Annotated in this window: 9 protein-coding genes and 1 pseudogene; 5 read left to right on the forward strand and 5 right to left on the reverse strand. The window is 68.3% G+C overall.

Going from position 1 to position 18,342, the window contains the following annotated elements:
• Positions 1 to 266 precede the first annotated feature (266 nt).
• Positions 267 to 2,363 (forward strand): M13 family metallopeptidase, encoded by a 2,097-nt coding sequence (locus ACREPD_RS04420; RefSeq protein ID WP_431598177.1) that lies wholly within the window; start codon positions 267 to 269, stop codon positions 2,361 to 2,363.
• Between the two features lie 59 nt (positions 2,364 to 2,422).
• Here the strand turns inward: ACREPD_RS04420 and ACREPD_RS04425 are convergent, their stop codons facing one another.
• The 5 genes from ACREPD_RS04425 to ACREPD_RS04445 form a co-directional block, all read right to left on the reverse strand.
• Positions 2,423 to 2,983, reverse strand: a complete 561-nt coding sequence (locus ACREPD_RS04425) for a hypothetical protein (RefSeq protein WP_431598178.1) — start codon at positions 2,981 to 2,983, stop codon at positions 2,423 to 2,425.
• A gap of 96 nt (positions 2,984 to 3,079) precedes the next feature.
• A complete protein-coding gene (locus tag ACREPD_RS04430; protein WP_431598209.1) occupies positions 3,080 to 3,691 on the reverse strand; it encodes an HD-GYP domain-containing protein in 612 nt (203 codons plus the stop codon).
• A 45-nt stretch (positions 3,692 to 3,736) separates the two neighbouring features.
• Entirely contained in the window at positions 3,737 to 7,204 is a 3,468-nt protein-coding gene (gene mfd, locus ACREPD_RS04435) for a transcription-repair coupling factor (RefSeq protein WP_431598179.1), read from the reverse strand.
• A 127-nt stretch (positions 7,205 to 7,331) separates the two neighbouring features.
• On the reverse strand, positions 7,332 to 7,877 hold the full coding sequence (locus ACREPD_RS04440; protein WP_431598180.1) for an N-acetyltransferase family protein: 546 nt from the start codon (positions 7,875 to 7,877) through the stop codon (positions 7,332 to 7,334).
• A 130-nt stretch (positions 7,878 to 8,007) separates the two neighbouring features.
• The gene (locus ACREPD_RS04445; RefSeq protein ID WP_431598181.1) at positions 8,008 to 8,865 is read right to left on the reverse strand and encodes a 23S rRNA (adenine(2030)-N(6))-methyltransferase RlmJ; all 858 of its coding nucleotides are present in this window, start codon (positions 8,863 to 8,865) and stop codon (positions 8,008 to 8,010) included.
• Between the two features lie 45 nt (positions 8,866 to 8,910).
• On the opposite strand from ACREPD_RS04445, the gene creB reads away from it, so the two are divergent.
• From creB to ACREPD_RS04465, 4 genes and pseudogenes are all read left to right on the forward strand, one after another.
• Positions 8,911 to 9,606 carry a two-component system response regulator CreB gene (gene creB / locus ACREPD_RS04450; RefSeq protein WP_431598182.1) on the forward strand — a complete coding sequence of 232 codons (696 nt, stop codon included), beginning with the start codon at positions 8,911 to 8,913 and terminating at the stop codon, positions 9,604 to 9,606.
• 2 nt (positions 9,607 to 9,608) lie between these two features.
• A pseudogene (gene creC / locus ACREPD_RS04455) lies at positions 9,609 to 11,044 on the forward strand (two-component system sensor histidine kinase CreC).
• A 62-nt stretch (positions 11,045 to 11,106) separates the two neighbouring features.
• On the forward strand, positions 11,107 to 12,426 hold the full coding sequence (gene creD, locus ACREPD_RS04460; protein WP_431598183.1) for a cell envelope integrity protein CreD: 1,320 nt from the start codon (positions 11,107 to 11,109) through the stop codon (positions 12,424 to 12,426).
• A gap of 378 nt (positions 12,427 to 12,804) precedes the next feature.
• Positions 12,805 to 18,309: a dermonecrotic toxin domain-containing protein gene (locus ACREPD_RS04465; RefSeq protein ID WP_431598184.1), complete on the forward strand. Its 5,505-nt coding sequence runs from the start codon at positions 12,805 to 12,807 to the stop codon at positions 18,307 to 18,309.
• Positions 18,310 to 18,342 lie beyond the last annotated feature (33 nt).

The raw sequence follows: 18,342 nt of genomic DNA on the forward strand, positions 1-18,342 counted from the left end.
TACCCACCGTTGGTAGGTATTGCTCAATGGTCGTCTGATTGCACGACGCCGTAGCGCCGGGCTCTGCCCGGCCGCGGTTGGGTGTCGCAAACAGCCCTGGGCTCGGCAGGATTGCGTACGCGTGCAAGGTTTTGCATTTCCACGCCTTCTGCGCACATCCAGAACTCCCCTGTGACCTTTGGCGGGTCCCGAGCCCGCCCTCCCGCGCTACGCTCACAGATTGCCCGCATTCCGGGCGATGCACCCTTCTGTAGCCGGAGAGTCGAATGAAGTTGTCCAAGCTGGCCCCGCTGGGCCTGACCGTTGCCATCGCCGCGTCGCTGGCGGCCTGTGGCAAGACCGAGACCGCGCCTGCGGCCACCACCGCCGAGGCCAAGCCGGCGTTCGATCTGTCGCAGATCAAGACCCCGCTGATCGCGCTCAACAGCGCCGACCTGGATCCGTCCATCGCGGCATGCAAGGACCTCAACGGCTACGTCAACAGCAGCTGGCTGAAGGCCAACCCGGTGCCGAACGACCAGACCACCTGGGGCAGTTTCGAGATCCTGCGCGAGCGCTCGCTGGAAGTGCAGCACGCGCTGGTGAAACAGGCGGCCGCCAGCCAGGCCAAGGCCGGCTCGGTGGAAGCGAAGATCGGCGATATCTGGAAGACCGGTTCGGATGAGGCCAAGATCGAAGCGGCCGGCATCGCGCCGCTGCAGCCGCAGCTGGACAAGATCGCCGCGTTGAACGACACCGCCGCCATTACCCATTACCTGCGCGACAGCCAGGCGCAGGGCCAGGGCGTGCTGTTCTCGCTGTTCGCCAATGCCGATTACAAGGACTCGGGCAACGTCATCGCCTACGTCGGCCAGGGTGGCCTGGGCCTGCCGGAGAAGGGTTACTACTTCGACGCATCGCAGGCGAAGATCCGCGAGGCCTATGTGGCCTATATCGCGCAGGCGCTGACGCTGTCGGGCGTGGACGCCGCGCAGGCCAAGACCCAGGCGCAGGCGGTGATGGACTTCGAGACCCGCCTGGCCAAGGCCTCGCTGTCGCGCATCGAACTGCGCGACCCGGCCAAGCGCTACAACCCGGTCAGCGCCGCCGAAGCGGACAAGCTGACCCCGAACTTCAGCTGGACCGCGCTGTTCGACACCCTGAAGGTGCCGGCAGCTGAGAAGTTCTCGCTGGCCCAGCCCGCGTTCTTCAGCGAAGTGAACACGATGCTGACCGAGGTGCCGGCCTCGACCTGGCAGGCCTACCTGCGCTTCCACACCGTGGACGACGCGGCGCCGTACCTGAGCAGCGCGTTCGAGAAGGCCAACTTCGACTTCTACGGCAGCACGCTGCGCGGCCAGAAGGAAATGCAGCCGCGCTGGAAGCGGGTGCTGGAATCGGTCAACAGCTCCATCGGCGAAGGCCTGGGGCAGCTGTACGTGGACGCGGTGTTCCCGGCCGAATCCAAGGTGCAGATGCAGCACCTGGTGGAGAACCTCTCGGTTGCGCTGAAGGCGCGCCTGGAAAAGCTGGAGTGGATGAGCGAAGACACCCGCAAGAAGGCGCTGGAGAAGTGGGCCAGCTTCACCCCCAAGATCGGCTACCCGGACAAGTGGCGTGACTGGTCGGGCTTGGAGACCAATGCCGACAGCTACCTGGGCAACATGCAGGCGGCGCGTGCATTCAACTACCGCTACATGCTCGACAAGGTCGGCAAGCCGGTGGACAAGACCGAGTGGGGCATGACCCCGCAGACGGTCAATGCGTATTACAACGCGACCAAGAACGAGATCGTGTTCCCGGCCGCGATCCTGCAGGCACCGTTCTTCGACGCAAAGGCAGACCCGGCGCTGAACTACGGCGGCATCGGCGCGGTGATCGGCCACGAGATGATGCACGGCTACGACGATTCCGGTAGCCAGTTCGCCGCCAACGGCAACTTCGACAACTGGTGGACCGACAGCGACCGCAAGGCCTTCACCGGCCGCACCGACCAGTTGGTGGCACAGTTCGACGGCTATGAATCGCTGCCGGGCGTGAACGTCAAGGGCAAGCTGACCCTGGGCGAGAACATCGGCGACCTGGGCGGCCTGACCGTGGCCTACGACGCGCTGCAGATGGCGCTGAAGGAGAACCCGAAGGCCAATGTGGCGGTGGACGGCCACAGCCAGGACCAGCGCTTCTTCATGAACTGGGCCACCGTGTGGCGCCGCAACTTCACCGATGGCGAGCTGCGCGTGCGCCTGAACACCGACCCGCACGCACCGGCGAACTTCCGTGCCAACGGCGCGCCGTCGAACATGCCGGCGTTCGCGCAGGCGTTCGAATGCAAGCCGGGCGACGCGATGGTGCGTGCCGACGACAAGCGCGTGGTGATCTGGTAACTCAGCGCAACCGATGGAACTGAAAGGCCCGGCAATTGCCGGGCCTTTTCGTTACCACCTCAGGCAGGACACTTCAGGTACTGCGTCAGTGTGGTCTTCCATGCTTCGGCCGGCTTGAAGTCCGGCACCAGCCCGCCACCCGTGCCGGTGAAGTTCGACATGCCGTGCGACAGCATGTAGGTGGGCGTGTACGTCGGCGGACCAAGACGCTTGACGTCGGTGCAGATGCCCGCGACGTAGGCCGGTGCTTTGTCCGGCGCAAGTTGTGCTTTCAGCGCGGTATCGAAGCGGGCCAGTGTCTCTTCATCCATGGCACTGCCAGCGGCCATCTTCATCGCCTGGTAGGCGCCATGCGCGGACTGGTCGGCCACGCGCTGGCGATCGAAGTGGGCGAATACCCCGGAGATGTTGTACAGGTCGATGGCGTCCTGGGTACGACCCTCCTGCACGCAGCGGGGAAGGGCGGCCATCATCGCCGCAGGCGTGACGGCTGCGGTGATCTCGGCGCGGGACAGACAGGCGGGTGGGGCCTTCATGCTGTCCTGGCGGGCGTGAGCGACGGTGGTCAGGCTGAGCAGCAGCAGCCCGAGCGGGGCCGCATGGCAAAGACGTCCTTTCATGGGTAAATCTCCTGGGAGGCGGTGATGGCCATAGGGGCCGGCGACTAGAATCCCGGGATTGGCGCGGCGGCGCAAGCGCAGGTGACGTTTCCAGTTTCACCGGTGCTGTCCGTTCCGCCCCAGCATTGCCTCGAAGGCACCCAGCACCACCGGGTCGAACAACGTGCCGGCCTGCGACTGGAGCTGTCGCAGTACCGCTTCATGTTCCATCGGACCGCGGTATGGGCGGGTGGTTGTCATCGCGTCGTAGACATCGGCCACCGCGACGATGCGCGCGCCGAGGGGAATCGCGTCGCCACGCAGTCCGTCCGGGTAGCCGCTACCGTCGAAGGCTTCATGGTGGGCACGGATGATGCGCGCCACAGCGGCGGCATCGCTGCGACCCGTGGCGAGGAAGATGTGCTCGCCACGTGTCGAATGCTCGCGCATGATCGCGCGCTGGTCATCGTCCAGGTGCGCTTCACTGAGCAACACCGCGTCGGGAATGCCGATCTTGCCGATGTCATGGAAGCGCGCGGCGAGCGCTACTTCCTCGCATGCGGCGGTATCCAGCCCGCACTGCACGGCAACCTGACGGGCGAGCAGCGCGACCCGGTCGCAGTGGTGGCGGGTATAGGCGTCGCGCATCTGCAACGTGAGCGATAGCGCGTCGATAAGGCAGGCCTGCGCGTGCAGCAGGTCGGGAGCGGGTACGGCGTCGGGCAAGATGGTAGTCCGACCGCGCCGGGGGGCGGCGCGGGGTGATTGCGGGGGTCAGCCCGGGGCCAGCGTGGCAAGCAGGGCCTTGGCCGCGTTGAAGCGGTCTTCCGGCAGCGGCAGCGGCACCTTGATGCGCAGCTTGTCCGGGCCGTCCATGGTGTACAGCTTGGGCTGCTTCTGGATCATCTGGATGACCGACATCGGGTCGATACGCGGCTTGGCCTCGAACACGATGCGACCGCCATTCTCACCCAGCTCCAGCTTGCGGATGCCCAGTTCATTGGCCCGCAGCTTGAGTTCGGCCACCGCGAACAGGTGCTTGGCCGGATCGGGCAGCAGCCCGAAGCGGTCGATCATTTCCACCTGCAGTTCGCGCAGCTGCTCGTTGTCGCGCGCGCTGCTGATCCGCTTGTACAGGGTCAGGCGCGTGTGCACGTCCGGCAGGTAGTCATCGGGGATCAGCGCGGGCACATGCAGTTCCACTTCGGCGCCGCGCGCCTCTTCGCCGGCGTCCAGGTCGGGCAGGTTGCCCAGCCGGATGCTGCGCACCGCACGTTCGAGCAGTTCGGTGTACAGGCTGAAGCCCACTTCGGCCATCTGGCCACTCTGGTCTTCGCCCAGCAGCTCGCCGGCACCGCGGATCTCCAGATCGTGCGTGGCCAGCGTGAAGCCGGCGCCGAGCTCGTCCATCGAGGCGATCGCTTCCAGACGCTTCTCCGCGTCAGGGGTCATGGAGCGCTTGTCCGGCACCACCAGGTAGGCATACGCGCGATGGTGCGAGCGGCCGACGCGGCCACGCAACTGGTGCAGCTGGGCGAGGCCGAAGCGGTCGGCGCGATTGATGATGATGGTATTGGCGTTCGGGATGTCGATACCCGACTCGATGATCGTGGTCGACAGCAGTACGTTGTAGCGCTGCTTCTGGAAGTCGAGCATCACCCGTTCCAGTTCGCGCTCGGGCATCTGCCCGTGGGCGATGCCGATGCGCGCTTCGGGCACCAGCTCGGCCAGGTCGCGCTGCATGCGCCCGATGCTTTCCACATCGTTGTGCAGGAAATACAGCTGGCCACCACGGGCCAGTTCGCGCTGGAACGCCTCGCGCAGCAGCGCGTTGTCCCAGGCGGTGATGAAGGTCTGCACCGCCAGCCGGTTCGGCGGCGGCGTGGCGATGATCGACAGGTCGCGCAGGCCGGCCATGGCCATGTTGAGCGTGCGCGGGATCGGCGTGGCGGTCAGGGTCAGCAGGTGCACGTTGGCGCGCATCGCCTTCAGCGCCTCCTTCTGGCGCACGCCGAAGCGCTGCTCTTCGTCCACCACCACCAGGCCGAGGTCCTTGAACTTCACGTCCGGCTGCAGCAGCCGGTGGGTGCCGATGATGACGTCGATGGTGCCGGCGGCGACCTTCTCGAGCTCGGCCTTGATCTCCTTGGTGGTCTTGAAGCGCGACAGCACTTCCACCCGGAGCGGCCAGTCGGCGAAGCGGTCGCGGAAGTTGCGGTAATGCTGTTCGGCCAGCAGCGTGGTCGGCACCAGCACGGCGACCTGCTTGCCGGCGCTGGCGGCCGCGAACGCGGCGCGGACGGCGACTTCGGTCTTGCCGAAGCCGACGTCACCGCAGACCACGCGGTCCATCGGCTGGCTGCTGGCCAGGTCGCGCAGGGTGGCATCGATCGCGGCGAGCTGGTCGGGGGTTTCCTCGAACGGGAAGCCGGCCGCGAAGGGCTCGTACATCGCCCGGTCCACATGCAGCGCCAGACCGGCACGTGCGCGGCGTCGCGCCTGGATCTCCAGCAGTTCAGCCGCCACGTCGCGGACCTTTTCGGCAGCGCGGCGCTTGGCCTTGGTCCATTGCTCGCCCCCCAGCGAATGCAGCGGCGCGGTTTCGGCCGAGGCGCCGGAGTAACGGCTGATCAGGTGCAGCTGGGCTACCGGCACATACAGCCGGTCGCCCTTGGCATATTCGATTTCCAGGAACTCGCCGGGCATGCCGCCCGCGTCCAGCACGATAAGCCCGCGGTAGCGGCCCACGCCGTGGTCTTCGTGGACGATCGGCGAGCCTTCATTGAGCTCGCCGAGGTCGCGGATGATCGCTTCCGGCTCGCGGCCAACGCGGCGGCTGCGGCGGGTCTGGCCGGCACGCTCGGGGAACAGCTGGCGTTCGGTGAGCACCGCCAGCGCCGGCGTGTCCAAGGCGAAGCCGTCTTCCAGCGGCGCGACGGTGATCGCGAAGCGCAGGGCGGGGTCGGCCAGGAAGGCGGGCAGGTCGGCGACCACCGGTGGCTTCAGCTCTGCCGCAAGCAGCACTTCGAGCAGGGCCTCGCGGCGGCCGGGCGAATCGGCGGCGATCAGCACCCGGCCCGGGTAGTGGCCGATGAAGGATTTGAGCGCTTCACCGGCCGGCGCGTCGCGCGCGGCCACCGGCAGCGGCGGCAACGGCTGGTCGCCCAGCGGCTGCGCCTCGGCGATGCGCGGGTGGTCCGCGTTCCAGACCTCGATCCGCGGCAACGCGTTCAAGCGCGTGTTCAACGCTTCCGGGCTGAGGTAGAGCTCGGACGGTGCCAGCAGCGGGCGCTCCACATCGTGGCGGCGCTGCTCGTAGCGGTTCTGGGTCTGCGCCCAGAAGGCCGCTGCGGCTTCGCCGACGCCTGCCGCGACCACCGGCAGCGCATTGGGCTGCAGGTAGTCGAACAGGGTAGCGGTCTGGTCGAAGAACAGCGGCAGGTAGTACTCGACACCGGCCGGCGCGAGCCCGGACTTGAGGTCCTGGTACAGCGCGCTGCGGCGGGTGTCCACATCGAAGCGCTCGCGCAGGATGGCCAACACCCGCGATACGCTCAGTTCGTCCAGCGGCACTTCGCGGCCGGGCAGCATGCGCACCGCGTCGACCTTGTCCAGCGAGCGCTGGCTTTCCGGGTCGAACGCGCGGATCGAGTCGATGTCCTCGTCCAGCAGCTCCACGCGCAGCGGTGCATCGGCGCCCATCGGGAACACGTCGAGCAGGCCGCCGCGCACGGCGAAGTCGCCCGGGTCCATCACCTGCGGCACGTTGCGGTACGCGGCGGCTTCAAGACGGCGCTTCTCGGCGTCCAGGTCCAGGCGCTGGCCGACCTTCAGGTCGAAGCTGCCACCGATGATGTACTTGAGGGGCGCCAGCTGCTGCAGCAGGGTCTGTACCGGCACCACCACGATGCCGCGCTTGAGCGTCGGCAACCGGTGCAGCGCGGCCAGGCGCTGCGAAATGATGTCGGGATGCGGGCTGAAGGCGTCGTAGGGCAGGGTTTCCCAGTCCGGGAACGCGACCACCGGCAGGTCTGCATCGGCACCCAGCAGCGTGCGCAGATCGGTCTCGACCTGGTTGGCACCGTGGTTGTCGCGGGCGATGACCAGCAACGGCCCGTCATGGGCCTGCGCGGCGCGCGCGACATACCAGGCCAGCGCCGTGGCCGATGCGGGAGCGCGCCACCAGGCGCGGAGCTGGCCGGAACGCGGCAGCGGCGGAGCAGGGAATGAAGAAAGTGCCATGAACCGCCAATTGTAGTGCCGGGCTCTGCCCGGCAACAACGCGTACCGCAACCGCGGCGGGTAGCCCCGGCCGTTGGCCGGAAACATTGCAACCCGCCGGGCAGAGCCCGGCGCTACGAAACCGGCGCTACGAATCCAGTTCCAGCACCATGCGCACCAGGCCCGGCGTACCCTGCGGATGCGCGATGGGCTTGAACCCCAGCGATGCAGCGAGCTGCTTCATCGGCTCGTTCTCTTCGGCAACGTCACCATAGAGGCGATCCAGATACTTGCCACGCGCCCACTTGACCAGCTTGCGCATCAGCTGGCGACCCAGGCCCTGGCCAACCAGGAAACGGCTGACCAGGATGGCGTACTCGGCTTCGCGGGTGCCCTGGATGATGGACGCACGCGCCACCGCCCCGACCACGGCTTCGCCGGCCGGCAGCGACTCGGCTGCGACCAGCGTGATCTCGCTCTTGGGGTTGGGGTGGGTCAGGCGCTGCGCGGTTTCTGCCGACAGCTCCGTCACCGACTGCAGGAAGCGGTCGCGGATTTCTTCCGGGCCGAACAGGCTGAAGGCCGCCTTCAGCGGCTCGCTGTCTTCCGGACGGATCGGGCGGATCAGCAGTTCATGACCGCTGGGTGCCTTGAAATTTTCGTGCCAGGGCGGCATGCGGTTACGGGTAGCCATACCGGTGATTCCTTGGTGGTCTTTGGATTCTCGCATCCCCGGGTGCGTGTTCCGTGAACGAAACACTCACACCGATCCGCCGTGCCGGGACGCGGCGGCCGGCGGCGGGGTCCATCCCCGGGTACGCGGCTTACTCGGCCTGCTTCAGCCACTGCAGGCGGGTGCTGGCGCCAGTTTCGCCCAGATGCTGCTTCAGTACCGGCATGGCCGGTGCCAGCACCTGGTCGAACTGCCACGGCGGGTTGAGCAGCAGCATGCCACTGCCGTTGAGGCGCAGCGGTGAATCGTCCGGTCGAACCAGTAGTTCTACTGTAAGCACCGACTTGACCGGCAACGCGCAGGCCTTGCGCAGGAAGTGCAGGATGGTGCGGCGCTGCTTGATCGGGAACCAGATGGCGAAGCTGGCCTGTGGCCAGCGCGCCAGGATCTCGGTGACCGAGGCGAGGATGCGCTGGTACTCGGCATCCTGGCCCTCGTAGGGCGGGTCGATGAGGACCAGCCCGCGGCCGATCTTCACCCCGTTGGCCTTCGGCGGCAGCAGCGCCTTGTTCTGGGCGTAGCCGTCGGCGTGAAGGACCGCCACCCGGCTGTCATGGGCGAACAGTGCCTTGAGCGAGGCCGCCTCGGCGTCCTGCAGCTCGCACACCGCCATGCGGTCCTGCTCGCGCAGGGTCTGGGCGCTGAGCAGCGGCGAACCGGGGTAGCTGATCATGGCCCCGACCGGGTTGTCGGCCTGCACCGCCTTCAGGTAGCGCTCGACCACGGCCGGCAGCTGCGGCTGCGCCATCAGGCGCATCACGCCGTCTTCGGCCTCCAGGGTCTTGCGGCTTTCCTCGCTGGCCAGCAGGTAGCGGCCGGCGCCGCCGTGGGTATCCAGCACGAAGAACGGGCTGTCCTTGCGCTTGAAGGTGTCGAGCAGGGCAAGCTGCACGATGTGCTTGAGCACATCGGCATGGTTGCCGGCGTGGAAGGCGTGGCGGTAATTCATCGGCGCAGTGTACGGGGCGGCGGGCCCAGCGGCTATGCTGCGCGCATGAACCGCCCCCTGCACAACGTCCTGGTCGTCGAAGACGAAGCCGCCATCGCCGATACCGTCCTGTATGCGCTGCGCAGCGAGGGCTATGGCGCCCGCCACTGCCTGCTCGGTGGGCAGGCACTGCAGGCGCTGCGGCAGGAGCCCTTCGACGTGGTGGTGCTGGACGTGGGCCTGCCCGACATGAGCGGGTTCGAGGTGTGCCGCACGCTGCGGACCTTCAGCGAGGTGCCGGTGATCTTCCTGACCGCACGCAATGACGAGTTCGACCGCGTGCTGGGGCTGGAGCTGGGCGCCGATGACTACATGGCCAAGCCGTTCTCGCCGCGCGAGCTGGTGGCGCGGGTGCGCGCCCGCCTGCGCCGCGCGACCGCGCCGGTGGCGGCCGGGCAGGACGGCTGGCAGCAGCAGGGGCGCTTCGCGATCGACCGCGACGGCCGCCGCATCCGCTTCGGCGACCAGCTGCTGGAGCTGACCCGATACGAGTACGCGCTGATGGCAGCGCTGCTGCAGCGCCCCGGCGCGATCCTCAGCCGCGCCCAGCTGATGGACCGCGGCTGGGACATCACCGCCGAAAGCGCCGACCGTACCGTGGACACCCACGTCAAGACGCTGCGCGCCAAGCTGCGCGCCGCCGGCGCCGAACCCGACCCGATCCGCACCCATCGCGGTGTTGGCTACGCCCTGGAGGTGTGAGCGTGCGCCTGGGCCTGAAGTTGTTCCTCGGCGTGTTCCTGATCGTCGGCATTGCCGCATTCTTCGTGATGCGCGTCTTCGTCAACGAAGTGAAGCCAGGCGTACGCCAGGCGATGGAGTCGACGCTGGTGGATGCGGCCAACGTGCTGGCGGAGATGGCCGCCGCCGACCTCAAGGCGGGGCACATCCGCGATGGCCAGTTCGTGGCCAACCTGGCCCGCGCGCAGCGCCGCGACCCCAAGGCGATGGTATGGCGTTTCCCCAAGCGCACGCTGGACTACCAGGTCACCATCACCGATGCGCGCGGCATCGTGGTGTACGACTCCAGCGGGCAGGCGCTTGGCCGCGACAATTCGCGCTGGAACGATGTCTACCGCACGCTGCGCGGCGAATACGGCGCGCGCTCCAGCCCGGAAACGCCGGGTGACGAGGTCCACTCGGTCATGCACGTGGCCGCGCCGATCCATGATCCGGCCGACCCCAAGCGGCTGATCGGGGTGCTCAGCCTGGCCCAGCCCAACCGCAGCATCGATCCGTTCATCGCCGCCAGCCAGCGCGCCATCCTGCAGCGCGGGGCGTGGCTGATCGGCCTGTCGGCGCTGGTCGGGTTGCTGATGACCGGCTGGCTGATGCACGGGGTCAACCGGCTCAACCGCTACGCCAAGGCAGTGAGTGCCGGTGAACCGGTGCCGCCGCCGAAGCCGCGCCGCGACGAGATCGGCGACCTCGGCAGGCACTGGAGACCATGCGCCGCAAGCTGGAGGGCAAGGCCTACGTGGAGCAGTACGTGCAGTCGCTGACCCATGAGATGAAGAGCCCGCTGGCCGCCATCCGCGGCGCGGCCGAACTGCTGCAGGAGCCGCTGCCCGATGCCGATCGCGTGCATTTCGCCCGCAGCATCCAGGGCCAGGAGCAGCGCCTGACCGAGACCATCGACAAGCTGCTGGCGCTGGCCGAAGTGGAACAGCACGGTTGGCTGCAGAAGCGCGAACGGATCGTGCTGGCGCCGCTGCTGCAGGGCGCCGCCGACGCCGTCGCGGTGCGTGCACAGGCAGCGGGTATTTCCCTGCAGGTCGAGGTCGCGCCGGACCTGGAGGTGCTGGGCGATGGCTATCTGCTGCGGCAGGCGCTGAACAACCTGCTGGAGAACGCGCTCGCCTTCTCCGGTGCCGGCAGCCGGATCGAGCTGGGCGCCGTGGCCGACAGCGAGGGCGTGGTGCTGCAGGTGGCCGACCGCGGCAGCGGCGTTCCCGACTACGCGCTGGAGCGGGTGTTCGAGCGCTTCTATTCGCTGGCGCGGCCCGCCACCGGCCTGCGCAGCTCGGGGTTGGGCTTGTCGTTCGTGCGTGAGGTGGCCCGCTTGCATGGCGGGCGGGTCGCGTTGACCAATCGTGAGGGCGGTGGGGCCGTCGCGTCGCTTCACATTCACTTCAAATAGAACACAAACCCTGCTCACCGACAGGCGCGACGCTGGCACCCTTCCCAAACCGAGGACGGGTGATGAAATCCCTGAAGATGCTGTTGCGGTTCGCCATCGTTGGCGGGCTGATCCTGCTGCTGCTGATTCCGTTGATGATGATCAAGGGCGTGATCAGCGAGCGCGAGGCGTACCGCGACCAGGCCTATCTGCGTGTCGCGCAGAGCCGCGCCGGGGCACAGACCCTGACCGGTCCGATCCGGGTGGTGCCGTGGACCGAGACCCGCCAGGTCGAAGTGGTGGACGCGGCGGGCACCAAGAAGATCGAGACGCATGTGGAGCAGAGCTATTGGCTGCAGATGCCGTCGCGGCTGGTGGTGGACGGCGGCATGACACCCGACGAGCGCAAGGTCGGCCTGTTCCGCGTGCCGGTCTACACCTGGAAGGCCAAGGTCACCGCCGAGTTCAGCGATGACGACTATCCGGTCAAGGCCGGCCGCCTGTATGGCACGCCCTACCTGGCGGTGGGTATCGCCGATGTGCGCGGGCTGGTCGGTTCCCCGGACCTCAAGGTCGACGGCCAGGCGCTGACCCTGCAGCCGGGCATCGGCGATGTGACCGGCATCGGCAAGGGCCTGCATGTGCCCCTGCGTGATTTCGATGACAGGGCCGGTGGGCAGCTCAAGGCCAGCAAGGTCGAGCTGGGCCTGGTGCTGGACGGCACCCGCTCGCTGGCGGTGGTGCCGGTGGGCGATGACAGTCGCATCGCCATCCGCTCGCCGTGGCCGCATCCGTTGTTCGGTGGCAGCTTCCTGCCCAACGAGCGCAAGGTGGGCGAAAGCGGCTTCAATGCGGAGTGGGCAGTGTCCTCGCTGGCCTCCGAGGCACAGCGCCAGCTGCGCAGCGACCGCGACGTGGAACCGGAAACCGTGAGCGTGGAGCTGGTCAATCCGGTCGACATCTACACCCAGGCCGATCGCGCCAGCAAGTACGGCATCCTCTTCATCCTGCTTACGTTCGTCGGTTTCATCCTGTTCGAACTGATCAAGCGCCTGCGCATCCATCCCCTGCAGTACCTGATGGTCGGCCTGGCGCTGGCGATCTTCTTCCTGCTGCTGCTCAGCCTGTCCGAACACATTCCGTTCTGGGTCGCCTACGTGGTCTCCGCAGTGGCCTGCATCGGGCTGCAGGCGGTGTACCTGTCCGGGGTGTTGCGCAGCTGGGTACGCGGGTTGGGCTTTGCCGGCATGCTGACCGTGCTCTACGGCGCGCTCTACGGTCTGCTGGTATCGGAGAACAATGCGTTGCTGATGGGCTCGCTGCTGCTGTTCGCGGTGCTGGCTGCGGCGATGTGGATCACCCGCCGTATCGACTGGTACGAGCTCGGCGCGAGCCTGAAGTAAGACTGCGGTAACGGAGGGGCGGCATCGCCTGCCCAAACGCGCCAGCCGGGTCCATGCGGTCCGGTTGGCGCGCTGCATGGTGCTGGCTGTCGCATCAATCGGAGCCAGCATTCTTGATTCGCGGCGCAAATGATAGGAGGACGTCAACGCTCTGGGCCTGACGCATGCAGCGCGTTACGGGGTACGAGAATTCTGATGCTGCACGCACCGCACAGATGTTCGCAGGCGGCGCTGGCTACGCTTCGCCCCCCCCTTACGTGCGACGCCCCCATGTCTCCGATTCCCCCGTTGTCACCGTCTCCTCCGCGTGCTGCCGCGGGCAGCGCGGCGCCCCCCCGTACAACAACCTCGAGCGCCGCTCGCAGCGTGCCACAGTCGGTGGACAATGCCCTGAAGCCGGCGCCGGCACGCGTGCTGCAGCTGTCCCATGTTCCGCAGAGTGAACTCGACGCCCTGGCGCGTGCACTGGCAGAGGGTCCGGTGGACGGGCCCTTTCTCATGGCGCTGCAGGGAAGGTTCGCGCACACGGCACTGGCTGCGCCGATGGCCGAAGGGCTGGTCAACGACGGACTGGCGACGCTGCTGCCGCCCGGACTGGATAGCGCCGAGCGCGACGCATGGCAGCAGACCGTTGCCTCCCTGCTGATCTGCTCGCGGGCCGGCTGGGAAGTGGCATGCCTGCCGTTGCGCGCGTCCTTGAGCGCAGAAGTCGCGTGGAGCTCGCGCACGCTGCAGGCGATCCGCGATGCGTTGTACCGGCCGTTCGACCTGCCCAGTGCGATGTGGCTGGCGCTGTTGTCCGAACAGCGCGCGCGCGGTGTGGCCGATTGCCGCGTGATTGCGCGCACACTGCACGCGCCCGGCACGGATGCCGACCCGGTCGCAGCCGAGGAATGGTTGCGTACCGCCTTGCGCGGTGTGGCACCTCTGCTGCACGACCCGGCAGCGGTGACGCAGGAGGTGGCGCGGGCCGCGCGCGAGGACGGCCTTGTGGATCCCCGTCATGTGCTGGCGGAGCTGTTCGATCGGGTCGACGCGGACCATCGGCCTGCGGTCAGCGACACTCAACGCGGGCACGTCCTGTACGCGCTGGCAGAGCTGGAGTGCCCGGGGCGCAACGGGCAGGGCAGCCCGCTGCTGGCGGTTGCGGGCTCGGACGGCTCCCGGCTCGGCCATCGCCTGCTGGACATCGCCAGCCGCGCAGCGCTGGATCCTGCCGCAACCCAGCAGCAGGCAGGCGGGCGTGCCGCGGTGGTCCTGGCTACGCTGGAGGCCGCAACGCACTGGCTGGGATGGCTGGGCGCGCGTACAGCGGGGGCGCAGCCCACACGCCCTGACGCGACGCTGACGCCCGCCGGCACCGGGCCACAGGCACAGGCACAGAGGGCCGCGACCGCCAGCGCCGCCGTACCCGTTCGCGACGATGCCTGGCGTGACGCCCCCTTGCCGGTTGCCGCGTCGGCGGGACGCTGCAGTGACGGGGCGCTGTTGGGCGTCGCCGCCGGTGCATTGGTCAGCGGTGTGTCCCTGATGCGGCTGGGCTGGTCCTGGGCGTTCCCCAATGGTCCGGAAGGCGACGGCGCGCGCGACGTCGAGTCGCACGCCACGACCGATGCGCTGGTAACCCTGCTCGACCATGTCATGGACGTGCAGGGACGCGACACGGTCTGGAATGACATCCGCTCGCGGGTACAGGCCGCAGACGACGCCACAGGCAGCGACGACCTGGTGGCCGAGGTCGAGGCGCTGCTGCTGGCCAACGGCGTGGCCGACCGGTTGCTGGCCGCGCGGGATGCCAACGCGTCTGTCGCCCCACACGCCGCTGCCGACCGGCACATCCGCGCGCGGCGCAACGCCCATGACCTGAATCCCGTCGCAGCGCCGGCGGCCCGGGTCAAACAGGAGGTGGCCGACGAGGCGCGCCTTGCCGACGTGAGCCGGCGCCTGATCGAGGCGGCCAAGCAGAACCAGCCTGCGGTGAACGTCCCCGGTGCCATCCACTTCCAGCCGGGCGATGGGCTTCCCGACGCGGAGGCGTCGGGCATGATCAGCTTCTGGGGAAACAGCCTCGACGCACCGCTGGACGCCCGCGAGGCCATGGTGGAGGCGCTGAACGAGTTGGCCGATTCGGAGGTGGTCCTGGCGCAGGCGCTCGCAGGGCTGCCGCATCTGGACGACCACATCGCGGCGATGCTGTCGGCCACGTTCAATGCCACGCTGGGCGAGCGCGTGGATCCGCGCCAGATTTACCGCAACACCTTCCAGCGCAGCGAGGTCTGGGAGCGCTGGGAATCCTCGCACCCTCGGCCACCTTCGTTGCGGGAACAGCCCGGCAACCGGCCGCGGGCCAGGCCTGGCCAGCGCGTGCGCAGCGGGCTGACCAGTTCCTACACCCTGGTGGAGGCGGCCGTGCTGCCGCCGGAACGCGACAGCGACCGCACCGCGCTGTACTTCCGCAGTGGGCAGAGCAGCTACTTCCCCAACCAGGAATGCCAGCGTCCCACATTGGCGCAGTTCAACGCCGCGATTGCCGGGCGCAGGTTCATCGAGGAGTTCGCCCACCTGCATGGTCGTTACGTGGCGGGCGCCAACGACACCGGGCGCGATCATGACCGGTCGCTGTTCTGCCGGGGCACCACCATGCGGCTGATTGGCGCAAGCATTTTGATGATTGCCGGCGGCCGGCTGAGCCCGGCGGGGGCCTGGCTGGTCAGCACGATGCTGCTGCATCCGGCCCAGTTCGATGATCGCGCACCGGAGAACGGGCGCGCGCTGAAGCTGCCCGGCAAGGTGCTGCATGCGTATTCGCTGCAGGCCACGCCTGCGGGCGGTCCGGCGCAGCCCCTGCACGGGGTGCTGCTGCTTGCCGACGTGATCGAAGGCGGCGGCGCCACCGTGGTCGTCAGTACCTCGCGCACGCCGGCCGTGGAGGAGTTTGAGTCGATGGACGAGGCACTCGCCCAGCTGGAAGTGGAGCTGCCGCGACGCCTGGAGCGCTGGGTGGCCATGCAGCACCATCACCACTGGCAGCAGAACCGGACTGCGGCGGTGAGCACCGCGGCGCCGCTGCGCGGCGACTTCATGGAGCGCTTGTTCCAGCAGGAGCTGGATCTACGGCAGCAGCAGTTGCAGCACCTGCTGCGCGGCCCGGCCGCCGTGGCCCGGCGCGACTTCAATGCGCTGGACCAGCAGATGTCGCGGCAGCCCACTGCGGTGGCATTGCCGATCCTGAAGGCCGCGGCGCAGGTCGCCGCCGCCACGCCGGTGCACTGGCTGGCGGATGTCGGCGCCGGCAACGGCACGGGCGCGGCGTTGCGCAACATCGATTTCGACGGCGTGCGCGCGCTGTATGACCTCAACGCGTCGCGCAGCCTGCTGGAGCGCGAATACCCGTTGCTGCCCCGGTTCGTCGAGAAGGCGCTCGACGATGCCGTTCTCGCCCGCCATGGCGTGGCCTTCGACAGCAGCCGCTACTCCATCGTCACCTTCTCAGGCGGCACGCGCAGCAACGAGGCGCGCAGTGGCTGGGTACACAACGCCGCCCAGCGCACCGGCGCGCAATCGCTGGTGGAGTGCGCGCTCAGCAAGGCCGAAGGCTTTCCGGAGGGCGATGGCATGCTGGAATCCTGTGGCCTGTATCTCGCCGCAGAGCAGGAGGTGTATGACCAGAAGACCGAGGCCACCGAGATCGGTCCGGACCAGTTTCTTACCATCGCCCGCGAACTGGACCTGCAGGGCACGTACCTGGCCGCGCTGGCGGACTTCTGGACGCAGCAGCGCCGCGAGGTGGAGCACGCGGTGCGCGGCTCCTACCTGTTCTCGGCCTGGCAGCAGTACGGCGACGGCTCGCTCTCCGACCGGGGTCTGCAACTTGCGCTGATGGCGGGGGGCGATACGGTCAATGCAACCGGCGGCCATGGCGATGATCCCGCGATGGGGCCGGGCATCCGTGCCGGATGGCTGGAGGTGTACGGCATCGCCTCCACCATCCTCCAGATCCAGGACACGCAGGGGCCGGAGACCATTCTCTACTACCCCAACGAGCAGAACCGCTTCTACGAGTTCGCCCATCCGCAGGAGATGGTCACCTGGTTGCGCGGCCAGACGGCCACCGATGCGGGCTGCGCCTGGATCGAGCCTGCCTTCGACCTTGCCGACCTGCAGGATGGCTGGTTCTACAGCGGCGTGCAGAGCGTGTTGGGGCTGGCCCATGGCGAGCAGTTTCCGGTGGAGGGGACATCGCGGCCGATCGAGGGCAACCGGTTGGTGTCGGCGCTGGTGACGCGGCTGCAGGCGCGTACCGAAAGCGATGCCCGGGTGCTGATGACGTCCAACTGGCAGTCGTTCCGGCACCACTGGCTGGCGCGCATGCAGCGCTTCAACGTCGTGGCGGGGCTGGCCAGCGTCGTGCTGCCGCCGCTGCTGCCGGTGGTGGCCGTGGGCACGGTGGCCGAGCTGGGGTTGGGCGCGGAGCAGGCCATCGACGGCCGCACCGAGGCCGAACGCAGCGCCGGTGCGCGTTCGGTCGCCGGCGCGGCGATCGGGCTGGCCCCGCTCGCGGTATCGCGCCTGGTCAACCTGGCGGCGGCCGATGGTGCGCGCGTGGAATGGACCGCGCAGGTGGTGATCGACGACGCCGCGGTGGACCCGCTGCGGGGAATGGCCGAGCGCTACGCGCTGCCGGGGCGCATCGACGGCGTGCGGCCGGCGGAGAACGGCGTCTACCACTACGCGGGAAAGCAGTACATCCGCCAGGCCGAGCACACCTACGAGGTGTTCTTCGACGATGCCGCGCATACCTGGCGGCTGCGTCAACCCGCTGCGGGGCTGCACTACGAGCAGCCGGTCCGGCTCAACGCGGAAGGGGCCTGGGAAGTGAATCCGGACGTGGGGCTGCGCGGCGGTGGTCGCGCGCCGGAGGTCTCCCGCAGCGTGTCCATCGAAAGCAGCTACCGTGGCGCGCTGAACGCCCACCTGGCCAAGGTCCGCGAGGGCGCCACGGATGCGGCCACCGCGGACTTCAGGTGGGGCATGGTGAACTGGCGCCGGGTGCGGCTCTCCAATGGCGAGATGTCGGTGGCGGACCTGAAGCGCCAGTTCCTCGAGGGCGGGCTGGACATGGTGCAGAAGGGGGCGATGTCCGAGATCATCGCGCGGCTCGAAGCGCTGCAGCGCAACGGCTGGTACGCCCGGCTCAGCTTCAGCATCGACAAGCTGGTGCATCGCGCGGGCGGCGGTTTCATGCCGGTGTCGCAGGGGCTGCTGTTCGAGGACCTCCCGGTCGGTGGCGCCGGCGTGTGTACCGGCCTGTCGCGGATCATGGCGGTGGCACTCGGCGAGGACGCGCAGGTGCAGCTGGTGCGCAATCTGCGCGCGGCCATCAGCCGCCCGGGTTCCACGCTTGCCACGACCGTGCGCGAGATGGCGCTCGATGCGCAGGGGGCGGCGCTGCCGCGCTACGCGTTGTCGGCCTCCGAGCGGGTCGACGCCGCCGAACTGGCGCAGTTGCTGGGCGGGGTGGGCGAGAGCAGCCAGTTCGTCCTGTCCGGCGCGTCCCACAGCATGGCCTGTGCGGTGAAGGTCGCCAGCAACGGTCGCCGCACCTACAGCCTCTACGACCCCAACTTCGGCCTGGTCGAGTTCACCAGTTTCGCCGAGTTCGAGCGCTGGCTGCCGGCATACTTCGAGCTGCGCCCGGTCACCCAGATACCGGGTTCTGCCGCCACGCGGCCGTTGAGCCTGGGCGACCTCTACGGCGCCTACCCCGTGTCGGAACGCGGCGAGGTGCAGTTCGGGCTGCGCCAGGTCGGCACCGACGTGCTGCGCCAGCAGGCCGTGCAGCGCCGCTGGAACCAGCTCCTGTACCGGATTTCCAGTCCATGAACGCACCGGCGGCCACCATCGACGCCGGGGCAG

The organism is Stenotrophomonas sp. (assembly GCF_050737075.1).
Classification (GTDB): domain Bacteria; phylum Pseudomonadota; class Gammaproteobacteria; order Xanthomonadales; family Xanthomonadaceae; genus Stenotrophomonas.

Coding starts and splice junctions, on each gene's coding strand:
- ACREPD_RS04420 (WP_431598177.1), top strand. CDS start 267: ATGAAGTTGTCCAAGCTGGCCCCGCTGGGCCTGACCGTTGCCATCGCC.
- ACREPD_RS04425 (WP_431598178.1), bottom strand. CDS start 2,983: ATGAAAGGACGTCTTTGCCATGCGGCCCCGCTCGGGCTGCTGCTGCTC.
- mfd (WP_431598179.1), bottom strand. CDS start 7,204: ATGGCACTTTCTTCATTCCCTGCTCCGCCGCTGCCGCGTTCCGGCCAG.
- ACREPD_RS04440 (WP_431598180.1), bottom strand. CDS start 7,877: ATGGCTACCCGTAACCGCATGCCGCCCTGGCACGAAAATTTCAAGGCA.
- ACREPD_RS04445 (WP_431598181.1), bottom strand. CDS start 8,865: ATGAATTACCGCCACGCCTTCCACGCCGGCAACCATGCCGATGTGCTC.
- creB (WP_431598182.1), top strand. CDS start 8,911: ATGAACCGCCCCCTGCACAACGTCCTGGTCGTCGAAGACGAAGCCGCC.
- creD (WP_431598183.1), top strand. CDS start 11,107: ATGAAATCCCTGAAGATGCTGTTGCGGTTCGCCATCGTTGGCGGGCTG.